The sequence below is a fragment of the Rhodopirellula sp. P2 genome (genome assembly GCF_028768465.1).
In the GTDB taxonomy this organism is placed as follows: Bacteria; Planctomycetota; Planctomycetia; order Pirellulales; family Pirellulaceae; genus Rhodopirellula.
The window spans coordinates 3,880,784-3,894,382 of record NZ_CP118225.1 but is presented as its reverse complement, the minus strand read 5'-3'; the positions used below and the strand labels follow the sequence as shown (position 1 = coordinate 3,894,382).

General features: G+C 57.7%; 12 protein-coding genes and 1 riboswitch. Of the genes, 8 read left to right on the top strand and 4 right to left on the bottom strand.

All coding sequences use genetic code 11. The features are described from left to right. The first annotated feature begins 25 nt into the window (after positions 1–25). From PSR62_RS13665 to lnt, 8 genes are all read left to right on the top strand, one after another. Positions 26–1,234 carry a DinB family protein gene (locus PSR62_RS13665; protein WP_274403562.1) on the top strand — a complete coding sequence of 403 codons (1,209 nt, stop codon included), beginning with the start codon at positions 26–28 and terminating at the stop codon, positions 1,232–1,234. 295 nt (positions 1,235–1,529) lie between these two features. Continuing rightward, positions 1,530–1,640, top strand: a riboswitch (cyclic di-GMP riboswitch). Between the two features lie 179 nt (positions 1,641–1,819). Further along, entirely contained in the window at positions 1,820–1,999 is a 180-nt protein-coding gene (locus tag PSR62_RS13660; RefSeq protein ID WP_007326629.1) for a Flp family type IVb pilin, read from the top strand. Between the two features lie 447 nt (positions 2,000–2,446). Next, positions 2,447–3,004, top strand: coding sequence for an A24 family peptidase (locus tag PSR62_RS13655; RefSeq protein ID WP_047813537.1), 558 nt, complete (start codon positions 2,447–2,449; stop codon positions 3,002–3,004). 281 nt (positions 3,005–3,285) lie between these two features. Beyond that, positions 3,286–4,410, top strand: coding sequence for a Flp pilus assembly protein CpaB (gene cpaB, locus PSR62_RS13650; protein WP_274403561.1), 1,125 nt, complete (start codon positions 3,286–3,288; stop codon positions 4,408–4,410). A gap of 137 nt (positions 4,411–4,547) precedes the next feature. Beyond that, the gene (locus PSR62_RS13645; RefSeq protein ID WP_274403560.1) at positions 4,548–4,724 is read left to right on the top strand and encodes a hypothetical protein; all 177 of its coding nucleotides are present in this window, start codon (positions 4,548–4,550) and stop codon (positions 4,722–4,724) included. Further along, positions 4,684–6,348, top strand: coding sequence for a type II and III secretion system protein family protein (locus PSR62_RS13640; RefSeq protein ID WP_274403559.1), 1,665 nt, complete (start codon positions 4,684–4,686; stop codon positions 6,346–6,348). Before PSR62_RS13645 ends, PSR62_RS13640 begins: the two co-directional genes overlap by 41 nt. A 95-nt stretch (positions 6,349–6,443) precedes the next feature. Then, entirely contained in the window at positions 6,444–7,673 is a 1,230-nt protein-coding gene (locus PSR62_RS13635) for an AAA family ATPase (RefSeq protein ID WP_274403558.1), read from the top strand. Between the two features lie 169 nt (positions 7,674–7,842). Beyond that, entirely contained in the window at positions 7,843–9,573 is a 1,731-nt protein-coding gene (gene lnt / locus PSR62_RS13630) for an apolipoprotein N-acyltransferase (protein WP_443217427.1), read from the top strand. Positions 9,574–9,641: 68 nt separating this feature from the next. Here lnt and proS read toward each other — a convergent pair whose 3' ends face one another. The 4 genes from proS to PSR62_RS13610 all read right to left on the bottom strand — a co-directional run bounded on the left by proS (position 9,642) and on the right by PSR62_RS13610 (position 13,532). Further along, entirely contained in the window at positions 9,642–11,147 is a 1,506-nt protein-coding gene (proS, locus tag PSR62_RS13625) for a proline--tRNA ligase (protein ID WP_274403556.1), read from the bottom strand. After that, complete coding sequence (carA, locus tag PSR62_RS13620) at positions 11,144–12,310, bottom strand: glutamine-hydrolyzing carbamoyl-phosphate synthase small subunit (RefSeq protein WP_274403555.1); 1,167 nt, start codon at positions 12,308–12,310, stop codon at positions 11,144–11,146. The genes proS and carA overlap by 4 nt, the downstream gene beginning before the upstream one ends. Positions 12,311–12,546: 236 nt before the next feature. Continuing rightward, positions 12,547–12,906 (bottom strand): amidohydrolase, encoded by a 360-nt coding sequence (locus PSR62_RS13615; RefSeq protein ID WP_274403554.1) that lies wholly within the window; start codon positions 12,904–12,906, stop codon positions 12,547–12,549. 44 nt (positions 12,907–12,950) lie between these two features. Further along, positions 12,951–13,532 carry a hypothetical protein gene (locus tag PSR62_RS13610; protein WP_338020073.1) on the bottom strand — a complete coding sequence of 194 codons (582 nt, stop codon included), beginning with the start codon at positions 13,530–13,532 and terminating at the stop codon, positions 12,951–12,953. Positions 13,533–13,599 lie beyond the last annotated feature (67 nt).

Sequence of the window (13,599 nt, the reverse complement as noted above, 5' to 3'; positions counted from 1 at the left end):
CGCGGCACCCAGATAGGCCATCGCGATGAATTCGATCTGTTTCTGCAATGGAACCACAGCGAAACTCGTTTTTGCTGGACTTTTACTGGCCTTGTTTCCAGCAGCCTGGTTCCCTGCCCCCGTGGATGCCGCCGAAGGAGACCCGATCGCGGTGCGATTGTGGCCTGGGGGGACGGTGACGGTTGAGGCGCACTGGGGACTGAGCGTCGCGGTTCAGAACGCCCCCGCCTCGCCTGCCGGATCAACGCCAGCCAGTGATTCAGACACCAATGCGATTCCGCCAACGGACGCAACCGTTGGACTGGGTCAGGCAGGCACCTACCTTCTCCGCCGCCCAGCCAACCAAGCCAAACCGACTTGGCAATCGGTAGCAATCAGCGACACCCAAACAAGCGACGTATCCGAGACGCCCAATGACATCCGAGTGAATTTGCTGGGCACCAAAGCGGTCCACCTTCAACTGGATGGTGTCCATCTGATTGTGGCGGGGCCGGATTGCGACGCTCAGACGCTGGAATCCATCGAGCACATCGACGCGGTCATCGGATCCGACTTGCAGCGATTCGCGGCAGAAGACGGCAAATCATTGCCAACAACGGTTCGAAACTGGATCTCAGAGTCAGCAACCGCTCCCGACTCAGCCAAAGTCCGCTCGCAAAACCACAACACGGTCGCCATCTCATCCCTGTCGCCCGAATCCCAGACGAAGTCACCAGCGGTTTGGTGGAACGTCTCGCCTCAACCTTGGGTGATGCCGGAGGCGATGGACAAAATGTTCGTTGCAATGGAAAAGTCATGCTCCGAGTCCCAAGCAGTCTTCTCTGCATTGACAGCCGAGCAAATGAACTTCCAACCCGCCAACGGTACTCACACGCCACGTTGGAACGTGGAACACATGATGGGGCGGCAATTGCAGTTCTTCTCGCAGATGTATCACACAGCTGACGCTGCAATCCCGGTCATGGATCTGAATCCGGCCCAAATGCCGCCGGACTATCGATTCGCCAATCCGAATTGGTCGGGCGCAGAGGAAGCTCGCCAGATGCAACGTGTCAGCGAATTCAGCCGGCGATTTGCCTATTTGCTGGATGGCTATGGCACCGATGACAAAGTCCCCGGCAGTCGCTGGCCAACTCTGGGCGCCTTGCTCAAGCAAATGGAGCGGCATTACAGCGAGCACACCGCCAACACGCAGAAGAAGTTCCAATTGCCTGGTTGGCCGTCCCAGAACTGACTCCGCCATCGCTGGGGTTGGCATCAACAGCACCGAGGGGTCCTGGACTTTTCAATGATCCGGACGCGATGGGCCGTTTTCGCAATCGCGAACGATCCCCCAATCGCTACAACCGGAGCGACCCGGCATCTTGCCCGGCCGTTAAGGTTTGGCCAACCAATCTTTTTTGACACGTCCGTTTTCTGTCGTAGTGTTCGGTAGTGAGAAAGTGAGTTGCCTTGAATGGCAATTCACTGCCACGTCGAACAGTCGAAGGTGTGTCGCCTTGGGGTATTCGACGGGGTCAGCCGAAGTTCCCTGACAAAGGCAAACCGTCCGAGAGGGCGGCACGCAAAACCACGGGTCCGTGAGTCGGCCGATCGCAAACTGCGATTTGGCTTGGCTTCAGGAAAGCCGGGTTGCCGTGGAAAGAGCCCATCGCTGTTTCGTTCTGAAACACGCATGGGTTTGAACCGAGGCTTGTCAGTTTGATTTCCATTGACGAAGGCTGTTGTCACCTGGGTCGGCTCACATTGAGTCGACTAACACCTTGTCGCCGGGTTAACGAGACATAATCGTGGCCCCCGTTTTTGTCTGGAGTTAGATATGAAAAAGTTTGCTGAAAACGTTGTTGCTTTCCTGAAAGAAGAAGACGGACCAACGGCTGTTGAGTACGCCGTCTTGTTGGCTCTGATCATCGTCGTTTGCATCGGTGCTGTGACCACCATCGGTTCCAATGCCAACGCAAAGTTCGGCGAAGCTGGCGCTGCCATCGCTGCCAACTGAGCCTGACCTGGCGGGCTTGTCCCGTCAATTTGGCGACATCCCGAACGGCGACGAGATTCGTCTCGTCGCCTTTCGGAATCGCCCTTCGGGGGAGCCCTGTTGCGAAGACCTTGCGGACCGAAATGAGACGGTCCGACATTGCGAGTTCAATGGATGTCTTGGCTGCCACTCACTTCACACCTTCCAAGTTTGCCCCTGGGCATTGAGCGAATGAACTACCCACTGATTCCTGCAGACGCTGCCGCCCACGTTTGGCAATTGGCCTGCTGTGGCGTGACGTTGCTGTTCGCAATGTTGAGCTGGATGATCGGTCCTCGCTGATCCATCCGATAACGACCGGAATTCACCACCACGTTCACCGCCATCCACACACACCATCCACTTTGAACCACCAACGGACGACACGTTGCACGAACGTTTCGGCCGAAGAAACACGGGGAAATCACCATGGACACTCTCCTTCAAGGCATCACCGAAAACTGGACCATTTGGTTCGTGACGGTGGTCCTCATTGTTGCAGCTGTCATCGACGGCATGATTTTGAAAGTCCCAAACTGGTTGACTTTCCCGTTCATCATCTGCGGTTGGGCACACTGTTTCATCCAAGGCGGAATGCCGGGCTTGGGTTACAGTTTGCTTGGCACCTTCGTCGGCATGATGCTGCTGTTGCCGCTTCGCAACGTCGGCGGCATGGGAGCTGGCGACGTGAAACTGCTGGCAGGCATCGGTGCCTGGTGCGGTACCACGATCACACTGCAAGCCTTTGCTGCGACTGCAATCGTCGGCGGCATCATGGCAGCGTTCATGATTTGGAAGAGCGGAGCTTGGGTGAAACACTACGCTCAGTTCTGGAAAATCATGAATGAGTGGCGAACGATCCGCAAACCGGAACAACTTGCCGCGATTGCCCGCGAGCGAAAACCAACGATGTACCTGTTGCCCTACGGCATCCCCATGGCCATCGGGACCATCATCTACTTCGCTGCATCTGGCCAGTTGGTCTGATTCAGATTGAAAGTCGAGGGCCGCATGGATCCCCCATGCGGCCTGTCGTCATTTATGCCCCAGATGCCGGGGCAATTCCTTCCAGGCGTTGGAAATCCGAAGCCAAACGACCCTTTGTCAATCTGTGACGATTGCGCAAAGAGACTCGGTTGCCCCAAGTGTGTTTAGCTCCTGAACACTCACACCCGATACCGTGAGTGACGCTTTCATTGCGGGCGATCGAATTTTCGGCCGAATTCAACGCGAGCAGTCTGTCACCTCTGGTTACCCACCCGATTGCCATGCGAAACAAATCAGTCTTCCTCATCCTGGCCTGCGTCTGCGGCACGATCGCCGCAATCGGTGTGAGCCAGTGGATGCAAGCTCAGTCAACGGGTCAAAGTTCGGTCGCCACGGTTGAGATCTTCGTGACTTCAAAGACCATTGATATCGCAGAAGAAATCACGGCTGACAAAATCCGACTCGAACAATGGCCCGCGGACCGCGTCCCAACGGGCGCTAGCGGAAACCTCGAGGACGTCGAAGGGAAATTCGCTCGCCAACGTTTCTACGAGGGCGAACCAGTGATGCCAGTCAAACTGATGGCGGATGCCAATGGTTCCTCCCAAACGATTCCAGTTGGATTCAGCGTGGTCTCGATGCGTGCGGATCCTGAAAGTAGCGTTGCCACCCTGGTTCGCCCTGGCGACCGAGTCGACGTGATGGCGTACTTCATCAAGAGCGAGTTGATCCCCGAGACCACCGCCAAAACCGTTTTGACAGGTGTCCGAGTTTTCGCCGTTGACGGCCGGACCGAACGCGAAGTCGATCCCGAAGTCGAATCCAAACCGGCTCGTTCGATCTCGCTGCTGATTCATAAGAAAGACACCCCCGCGTGGACCTATGCCAGCGAACTGGGCAAAATTCGGTTGACGTTGGGCAACCCCAGCGACATCAACGAAACCCAAGACGGTGCGTCAGGTGGCGGCGCCGGACAGGACTTCTTGCGTTGGCTGTCGGACTATCAAATCGCTCAGGCACAACGCGTCGAAGAGAGCAACCGCGTGGAACCGCCGATCGTGACGCCTTCCATTCGAGCCCCACAAAAAGAAAAGAAGCGGGGATTCAAGATGTTGAAAATGTCCGGTGGCGTGCTGACGGAATACTGGATTGAAGAAGGATCCAGTGTCCCCAAGGTGCTCGCCGAATCAGGGCGTGACGACTTGGAAGAGACGACCACCGACCTGCGAACTCGCCCGGGGGCAGATTATCCCCTCCCTAGCGAGAACGAACTGGATGAACCCAGTGCACCAACCGATTACAGCTATCTGAATGGGTCACAAAGCCCGTTCTACAACAGCGGACCTTCGGACCGTTCCGAAGCAGATGCCCCGCCGACCAAAGAGTTTGGTCCCACGAGCCGTTGAAGCTCTTGGACCAACGAAACAAGATTCACCACTGACGCCTAGGCAAGCCCGCCACCCAGCGGACTGCCACCCAGCCCATCGCTTCACCGCGACGAGCTGATCGCCGAGAGTTCATGGACGAACTCTCGCGGAGATGAATGAATAACTCGACCCGCCCCGGCAAGGATGCCTCAGATGCGAGTGTGCACTTTTCTTACCCGTCGCGACCGTTCGGTCCGCTGTTTGATCACGGCCGTTTTCGGGTTCGCGATGATCGCGGTTTCCCAGCCGGTGATGGCGCAGTCTGCTACAACGCTCGCGTCCGCCGCTGGTGACCATCAGATCAACCAATCCGTCGAACGGATGGACCTGATCGTCAAGAGCAGCCGCATTCTGTCGCTCGGCGAACGCATCCCGCGCTTCCAAGTTCACAACGAGGAAGTCCTGGGAGCAACACCAGTCTCTGAAAACCAAATCCAGGTGTTCGGCAAGACGCCCGGTACCACCCAGATCAATCTCTGGGACACCGAGGACAAGCTGTACACGATCGATGTCACGGTCGTCGCAGACGCTCGCGAAGTCGAAGGCATCCTGAATTCGCAATTGCCGCTGGCATCACTTCGCGTGACGCCGATTGGTGAGTCTTCCATCATCTCGGGATACGTGACCAGCGTCGATGACGTGGACAAAGCGGTGGCGATCACCGAACAGTTCTACACGACCGTGATCAACAACATCCAAGTCGTTGGGATCCAACAGGTTCTGTTGCACACCAAGATCATGGAAATCAGCCGCACGAAGCTTCGGCAGTTGGGAGTTGACCTCGCCATCTTGAGCGACAACTTCGTGTTGCTCAATGGTCCGAGTGGAATCCTGGATGTCTCCGCCGGATTGGTAGAAGGCGACAACGGAACGTTCGGCCCCGTCCCATCTGGGGACACGAACCTGCGGTTCAATGTCAACGGGGACTTCGAAGCGATGATCAAAGCTTTGGAGGAACAACGGATGGTCAAGCTGCTGGCTGAACCCACTGTCGTTGCCACACACGGTCGTCCCGCTCGGTTCACCGTGGGGGGACGAATCCCAACGATCATTCCCGGTCAAAATGGCCAGGTTCAAGTCACTTACGAAGATTACGGCACAAGCATCGACTTCTTGCCCTTCGTCGTCGGCCCCGGACGCATTCGTCTGGAGGTTCGCCCCGAAGTCAGTGAGCCCGACTCCTCACGTGCCATCACGATCGACGGTACCAACGTGACTGCGTTCACGACTCGGTACGTCGAAACCGCGGTCGAGATGCAAGCAGGGCAAACGTTCGCCTTGGCGGGTTTGCTGCAAAGCCGCACCGAATCAACCGTCAGCCGAACCCCGTTCTTCGGAAGTCTGCCCTACGTCGGATCGCTGTTCCGCCAAATGCAAGAGCGTCGCAACGAGATCGAACTGTTGATCATGGTGACGCCCGAATTGGTGGAAGCGATGGACCCTCACGAAGTGCCTCGCGGCGGTCCTGGCATGAACACACACTCGCCGGATGACAAAGAGTTCTATGCCTTGGGTCACATCGAAGTGCCCAATCTGAAGGCCAACGATTGCGACAACCCCAACTTGCAACCTGGAGTCACCGGTGGCTTCCACGGTGGACAGATTGAATCCGGCCCGATGCTGCATCAGCCGCCCATCTATCACGCCCCGATGAACGGTGTCCCCAGCCAAGGCTACCAAGAAGGCCAGATCGTTGACCCCACGATGCCGTCACCGCAAGCCTCACGTAACACTCCACCGCGAGCGATGCCCAACCCGGCTGGGTATTACCCACCGCAAATGGCACGAGCACCTCAACGCCCTACGAACAATCGCTTTGGGGCGGGTGAGTTGCTTCCTCCGGGAGCAATCGTTCCCGGTCCCGAACCAACGAAGATCGCGGATGGAGTGATCGTCAGCCAACCGGAATACCGATGATCGTTTGAGTGAAATCCAGTTGCCCCAACATGTTGTCCGACGGAACGTCGGGCTTTCCCCATGAAAATCTTCTCCGTCTATCGAAGTAGTCAGCTATGAGTAACGTCCTACGATTGGCCTTGGTCGATCCAAACGACTCGTCCCGCGAAACACTCAAAGCCATGCTGTTGGGCATGGACACCGTTTGGTTGGAAGCAGACTGTTCTCGCTACGAGTTCTTCCCGGACATCGTTGACCAAACGACTCCGGATGTGGGAGTCATCTCCCTGGACACGGATTCCACCGCAGCAATCAAACTGATTGAGCGGATCACTCGCGAGACACCAGACACAGCATTGTTGGCGACCAGTGCCGTCAGCGATGGACAACTGATCCTGCAGGCCATCCGGGCGGGAGCACGTGAATTCCTGACGCTGCCGTTGGTGGAAGAAGAGCTTTCATCGGCGCTCGGCCGAATCAGCCAAACCAAGTTTGGCGGTGGCGACGCTCGCAGTCGTTCGTGCGAAGTCATCGCGATCGCCGGTGCCACAGGTGGCGTTGGCACGACCAGCACCGCAGTGAACCTGGGTTGCGTGTTGGCCGAGGAAAGCCGCAACAGCGTCGCTCTGTTGGATTTGGATTTGGCATTGGGCGATGCCGACGTTTTCCTGGATGCCATTCCAGACTACACGCTGGCCGATGTCGTTCAAAACATCGGGCGATTGGATATCCAACTGCTCAAGAAGTCATTGACGAAACACTCCAGCGGCTTGTACCTGCTGCCGCGTCCCGTCGAACTGCATGACCTCGAGGCAATCGACGCGGAAAGCCTCCGCAAGGTGATTGGACTGTTGAAAGCTTCGTTCACCCACTTGATCGTGGACCTGTCGAAGACCTACAACGCGCTGGACATGATCGCGATTGAAACGGCGTCGAAGGTGCTGCTGGTCACTCAATTGGACTTGCCGTGTCTTCGCAACGTGGTGCGTTTGATGATGAGCTTTGACGAAACCGAAGGTCTCGCCGATCGAGTCGAAATCATCGTCAACCGAGCCGGTTTGGACGCGGGACAGATCAGCCTGAAAAAGGCCAAGGAAACGCTGGGCCGAGAAATCTTCGCGCTGCTGCCGAACGACTATCGAACGATGGTCGAAGTCCGCAACAACGGTGTGCCGTTGATCACGCAAGCCCCGAAGGCAGCCTTGACCCAGGCTTTCCGGGACGTTGCCCATCGATTGACTCACCGAGACGCTGGACTCACCCCGGACGACGAAGGCGGTCCGGATGGCCAAGCGGGCAACGAAAGTCGCTGGAAACGGTTCTGGCCTGGTGCCGCCAAGGCCTGATCCGATCTGCGAACGATTGAAACGGGTTGCCGGCCCGCGGTTGGGCTGGTATTTCACGGGGCCTACAACCTGCCCGCGAACGTGAGCCCCTCCGTTGAGCGAATCCATTTCTGCGTCCGATGCCCGCCCATCGGACCTTGTTAAACAGCCTCCTGCCGTCCCCGCTTCGATGCGGTGGCTTCTGGCGGCGTCCTTCGCCTTCGCAGTCGTCCTCTGGATGTCGGGCCCACCGATCGCCATGGGACCGCTGGTCTTCGTGGCCCTGGTGCCACTTCTGGCGATTGCAGAAGTCGACCCGCAATCGCCCTGGAAGCGCTCCCTGTACCTGGCTTCGCTCGTGTACTGGTTGGTCAGTCTGCAAGGACTCCGCCATGCTCACCCGCTGATGTTCCTGCCTTGGTTGGCACTCTCGGCTTACCTTGCGATCTATCCGGTTCTGTTCGTCGCCCTGCTGCGCCGCTGGCGAACCACAGGCCAGAATCAAACCAGCAGGACCTGGCGGAACCGCGTCCCATTCTGCTTGGTCGCCGCGGTGATCTGGGTCGGACTGGAGTGGATTCGAAACTACCTGTTCACCGGAATCTCGGTGTTGATGCTGGGACATGCGTTGGCCGACATGCCGATCCTGATTCAAATCGCGGATCTGGGTGGCACCTACGCGGTCAGCTTTGTGATCGTCTGCATCAACGTGGCGATGCTCGAAGCGATGAACCGATGGGTGGTTCGCCGTTGCCCACCTTCCGACACGCCTTGGTCCTCCCTCGCAATCGCCAGCGGTCTGCTGATTGCCACCATCGCTTACGGCGCGGTCGCCCTCCAAGTCGCCACGGAACCCATCGGCAAAACAATTGCCTTGCTGGGTGGCAATCAGCTGACGGTCTACGAGCAAAACATTGAGCGTGAGCGAGAGATTTTTGCCGTCTACGCTGAAATGGCCTTGGAAGCGGTGGCAAACTCAAAGTCCGAGGTGACGGCGGTCGTGTGGCCAGAATCCATGTTTTCAGGAGGCATGCCTTGGATGACGACGGGCCCGGATTTGGCGGTCCCCGATTTCATGCAGGATCCCTCGCTCCCACCCCTGGCCCCTGAACAGCTTCGTTTCGCAGTCGAAAACAATCAGGCTGGTTTCCTGGATCGAGCGACCAATCTCCAACTGGCGATGGTCGCCAGTTCCAATTTCCCCAGCGATGTCCCCCCCGCAATCATCGGCGGCTGCGGGCTGGTCCAGTACGCGAAACATCCCAGCCAATACAGTGGGGTCGTGTGGGTCGATCCCGCGGGCAAGCTGGCTGGAACATACTCCAAGAACCACTTGGTGCTGTTCGGCGAAACCATCCCCTTGGTGCACAGCCTGCCCTGGATCCGCGACCTGGTGCCGCCCGGATTGGGGCTGGATCGAGGCACGCAACCGGAACGCTTTGATCTGGATGGCATCTCATTGATGCCAAACCTGTGCATCGAAACCGCCGTCGAGCGAATCCCGATCAATCACCTGCACGAGCTGAATTCGCGTGCCACCCCCAAATTGCCAGATGCCTTGGTGACGCTGACCAACGACATTTGGTTCCGCGATTCCGCTGTGGTGGATCACCATCTGCGTTGTGCCCAACTGGTGGCGGTGGGCTGTCGACGGCCCGTCCTGTCGGCAGCCAATGGCGGCCCCACGGCTTGGATCGATTCGGCGGGCCGAGTCGTCCAGCGATTGCCCCAAGGCCAAAGCGGCGTGATCGAAGCCCAGCCACAACGTGATCGGCGAGTCAGCCTGTACGTCCAAATCGGAGCCTGGCCAGCCGGGCTGATGGGCGTGGCGACTGCCTGTGGGCTGGCAGTGATCGCGTTGGAATTTGTGACTCGTCGACGAACACGCCAAACGCTTCGCGGCGAACCAGCAACGAATTGAGCTTCACTGGTTCCCCATTCACTGGTTCCCTACCACGGGGCCCCACCACCGGGCGCCCCGCCAAAGGCTCAATAAGCCTTTGCGAAGACAGCTCGCTGAGCGGCGGGCTTGCCGGTCAAGAAACAGGTGCCTTGGACGTCGTTGTCGACACGCGGGACGCATCGAATCGTCACCTTCAGCTCCTTCAGCAAGGGCTGCAAGGAATCCTCATCGGCGAAGTGACACCACGCGAATCCGCCCGAGATCGCGGTCTCGCCATTGTCGGCAAAGAATTCGCGGAACTCGGCTTCTGAACTGAGTTCGACGGTGTTGTCTTCTCGCAATTTCAACGCTGCATCAAAGAGCTCTTGTTGCAACGTTGCCAGCTTTTCGCTGATGGTGGCAACCAAGACAGAACGTTCGATGCCGACGCTCTTGGGCTGATTCCGAATGCCACAGAAAACAGTCCCTGCCGCGATGTCCTTGGGTCCCACTTCCAGTCGAATTGGAACGCCGCGTTTGACGTGGTACCACTTCTTCTCGCCGCCACGAATGTCACGATCGTCGATTGTCACACGGACAGGAGCGCCGGCGTAAGTTTGCGCCGTCAACTCCTCGCGAAGTGACTGCACGTAGGCCATCACCTCGGCACGAGAATCATCCTTGTAAATCGGCTGGATCACGACGTGAATCGGCGCCAGACGAGGTGGCAGGACCAACCCATCGTCATCGCTGTGCGTCATGATCAGCGCGCCGATCAGACGGGTGCTGACTCCCCAAGACGTCGTCCAAGCAAATTCGATTTCACCCGATTCACTCTGGAATTTGATCTCTTGGGCCTTCGAGAAATTCTGCCCCAAGAAGTGACTGGTCCCCGCCTGCAACGCCTTGCGATCTTGCATCATCGATTCGATCGAAAGCGTCTCAACCGCACCCGGAAAACGTTCCAACGGCGTCTTGCTGCCAACGATCACGGGCATCGCCATCCAGTTCTCGGCAAAGTCACGGTAGACCTCGACCATCTGCTCGGTTTCTTCCACCGCTTCTTCCGAAGTCGCGTGAACCGTGTGGCCTTCTTGCCAAAGAAATTCCGCGGTTCGCAAGAACATTCGCGTCCGCATCTCCCAGCGAACCACATTGGCCCATTGGTTGATCAGGATCGGCAAATCACGATAACTCTGAACCCATTTGGCGTACGTCGCACCGATGATCGTTTCGCTGGTGGGGCGAACGATCAATGGTTCCTCCAGCTTGCCGGCCGGCCGCAAACCGCCATCGGGATCCGGTTCAAGTCGATGGTGCGTGACCACCGCACATTCCTTGGCAAACCCCTCGACGTGCTCCGCTTCCTTTTCGAGGAAGCTCATTGGAATGAACAACGGGAAATAGGCGTTTTGGTGGCCCGTCGCCTTGAACATGTCGTCCAACGCACGTTGCACGTTTTCCCAAAGCTGATACCCCCATGGTTTGATCACCATGCAGCCGCGAACCGGCGAGTTTTCAGCGAGATCGGCTGCCCGAATGACTTGTTGATACCACTCGGGATAGTTTTCTTCACGAGTGGGGCTGATGGCTGTCCTGGGGGCTTTGTTCATGCGTTCACCCCGCACTTCTCGTTCAGTTGTTCTTGGAAACGCGAGAACAAGTAATGGCTATCGTGAGGACCTGCTGCAGCTTCCGGGTGATACTGCACTGCAAAGGCACCGGTGTCTTTGTGGCGAATACCAGCGATGGTGTCATCGTTCAGGTTGCGGTGGGTGACCTCCAAGCAATCCGGCAAGCCTTGGTCATCGACTGCGAAGCCATGATTCTGGCTGGTGATCTCAACCTTGCCCGTCTCCAAGTCGAGGACGGGCTGGTTGGCACCGCGGTGACCGAACTTCAGCTTGAACGTTTTGGCGCCACAAGCCACCGACAGCAACTGATGTCCGAGGCAAATCCCAAACACGGGCACTTGTCCCAGCAGTTCGCCAATCGCCTTGTGTGCATAGGTCAACGGCTCAGGGTCGCCAGGTCCGTTGGACAAAAAGACGCCATCCGGATTCAGCTTCAAGATCTCGTCGGCGGGCAGGTTTCCCGGAACGATGGTGACCCGGTTGCCGCGCGATCGCAGGTGACGGGGGATGTTCCACTTCATGCCGAAGTCCATGCAGACGACGTGTGGTCGGCTTTCATCGTCGATGGATTTGTCTTTGGCAGCTTCCCGAATTTCACGAATGGTCCAGTCGTCCAGTTCGTTGGTCCACTTTTCCAATTGAGTCGGCATGACCTCTTGAACCAAATCACGCCCGACCAATCCGGGAGAAGCTTTGGCTTTGGCGACCAAGGATGCATCGTCGAGATCCGTCGTGGACAAAACCCCTCGCATCGCACCTTCACTGCGGATGCGACGCACCAAGGCTCGCGTGTCGATGCCAGCCAACCCAACGACACCCTGTGACTTCAGATAGTCACTGAGGGAACCCTCCGAGCGGTAGTTGCTGTGCAGGCGACTCTCGTTGCGGATGATGAATCCAGCCAGCGACGTGCCGCGATTTTCGAGGTCGACGGAGTTGATTCCGTAGTTGCCCATTTCGGGATAGGTCATCGTCACCAGCTGACCGCGATAGCTGGGATCGGTCAAAATTTCTTGGTATCCCGTCATCGAGGTGTTGAAGACGACTTCGCCAGTCGTTTCCCCCTCTGCCCCGAGGCTGGTTCCGGTGTAGACGGTGCCGTCTTCAAGAGCGAGTTTGGCAGCTTTGGCGGGAGAGCTCATCAATGCACAATGGGAGTCGCGGAAAAAATTGGAGACCTTCGAAGAGGTGCCCTGTTATCGCTGTCGAATCGATTTTCTTCCAGTCCCCCGAGCCTGCGTTCGCCCCGTTTTCCAGCTGATTTCGCGTGGTTTCCCTGCAGGCTGCTGGGACGGCACTGATTCGCTGGATCCCGATCAGGCGAAGTGGGATCTGACGCCCCCAACCACCTCCCGAAAGCTTGCCAAAACAGAGCGATCTATTGCGGGGGTTGGACCAACGCAATGATCCGATCGACCGCCAATCGCAGGGACTTCGCGGCCATCGCAAAGTTCGTGTGCCCGCTGACCTCAGGCTGGATTGCTTCGTACAGCTCCGTGGCACCGCGCAGGCGACGGAGCTTTTTCTTGGCCATTTTCATGTAGACAGCCGGGTCGGTTTCGTCCGTCACCGGGCCGACCGCCAAAATGAAGTCGTACAAATCGCGAACCACCTCTCTCAGATCCTCGTCCTCTTCCGCCTCATCGGCGTGCTTGAGAAACGTGCGGATCATCCAAACGTGAGTCAGCTCGGCGTCGATGGCTCGAACAACCGCGAGTGGATCACTGGGTGGGGTCATCGCGATCTGCTTTCCATGTCGAGAACTCGTTCCCAAGGCGAGAACTAGGACGCTTGCGTGTCGTCGGATTCGATCGGCGCCGCGGCATGCGACTCAACCGGTTCGCTTGATTCGGTCGCCGGCTTGGTGGGTGCATGCCCGTGAGGCGTGTTCATCGCCACCACCACCACTCCCACCACGGTCAACGTCATTCCGACCCACAGCACCGGACTGACCTGCACGTGGTCCCCCAACCGGAGCACAGAAACCAATGCCGACACCGACACCGCTCCGCCAAACACAATTGGCATCACCAACAACGCGTTGCCTTTGCTGGTCATCATCGCGGTGGTCAAACACAACGCTCCAAAGGCCCCCAGGCAACCGGCCAAGAACCCCCATTTGACGGTCGCAAAGTGCTCGCCAGAGAAACTGAACGAGTCACCTTTGACGCCCATCATGGCCAAACCGCCCAAGATCGCGATGACCAAGTAAGCGATGCCGATGAACACGTAAGGTTTGAACGGCGACCAAAGCGGAACGCCGTTGACCCGAGGTGCCTGGGCATTGCCGATCGTGGGGCCGTAACAACCCCAAAACAACGCTGTGCCGATTGCGAAAAGAATGGGAATCAACATTTTGTTCATAGAACCGTCAGTAGGAGGGATGGCGGTGGGAGCGTCGAAAAGTCGGCGAACGAATGGAAGGAGCGAC

What these genes read in the sequence shown, in the direction of transcription:
- PSR62_RS13635 (WP_274403558.1), top strand. Translation starts at nt 6,444, where the DNA reads ATGAGTAACGTCCTACGATTGGCCTTGGTCGATCCAAACGACTCGTCC.
- PSR62_RS13665 (WP_274403562.1), top strand. Translation starts at nt 26, where the DNA reads ATGAATTCGATCTGTTTCTGCAATGGAACCACAGCGAAACTCGTTTTT.
- PSR62_RS13640 (WP_274403559.1), top strand. Translation starts at nt 4,684, where the DNA reads ATGGCGCAGTCTGCTACAACGCTCGCGTCCGCCGCTGGTGACCATCAG.
- PSR62_RS13645 (WP_274403560.1), top strand. Translation starts at nt 4,548, where the DNA reads ATGAATAACTCGACCCGCCCCGGCAAGGATGCCTCAGATGCGAGTGTG.
- PSR62_RS13610 (WP_338020073.1), bottom strand. Translation starts at nt 13,532, where the DNA reads ATGAACAAAATGTTGATTCCCATTCTTTTCGCAATCGGCACAGCGTTG.
- PSR62_RS13660 (WP_007326629.1), top strand. Translation starts at nt 1,820, where the DNA reads ATGAAAAAGTTTGCTGAAAACGTTGTTGCTTTCCTGAAAGAAGAAGAC.
- PSR62_RS13615 (WP_274403554.1), bottom strand. Translation starts at nt 12,906, where the DNA reads ATGACCCCACCCAGTGATCCACTCGCGGTTGTTCGAGCCATCGACGCC.
- proS (WP_274403556.1), bottom strand. Translation starts at nt 11,147, where the DNA reads ATGAACAAAGCCCCCAGGACAGCCATCAGCCCCACTCGTGAAGAAAAC.
- lnt (WP_443217427.1), top strand. Translation starts at nt 7,843, where the DNA reads ATGCGGTGGCTTCTGGCGGCGTCCTTCGCCTTCGCAGTCGTCCTCTGG.
- PSR62_RS13655 (WP_047813537.1), top strand. Translation starts at nt 2,447, where the DNA reads ATGGACACTCTCCTTCAAGGCATCACCGAAAACTGGACCATTTGGTTC.
- carA (WP_274403555.1), bottom strand. Translation starts at nt 12,310, where the DNA reads ATGAGCTCTCCCGCCAAAGCTGCCAAACTCGCTCTTGAAGACGGCACC.
- cpaB (WP_274403561.1), top strand. Translation starts at nt 3,286, where the DNA reads ATGCGAAACAAATCAGTCTTCCTCATCCTGGCCTGCGTCTGCGGCACG.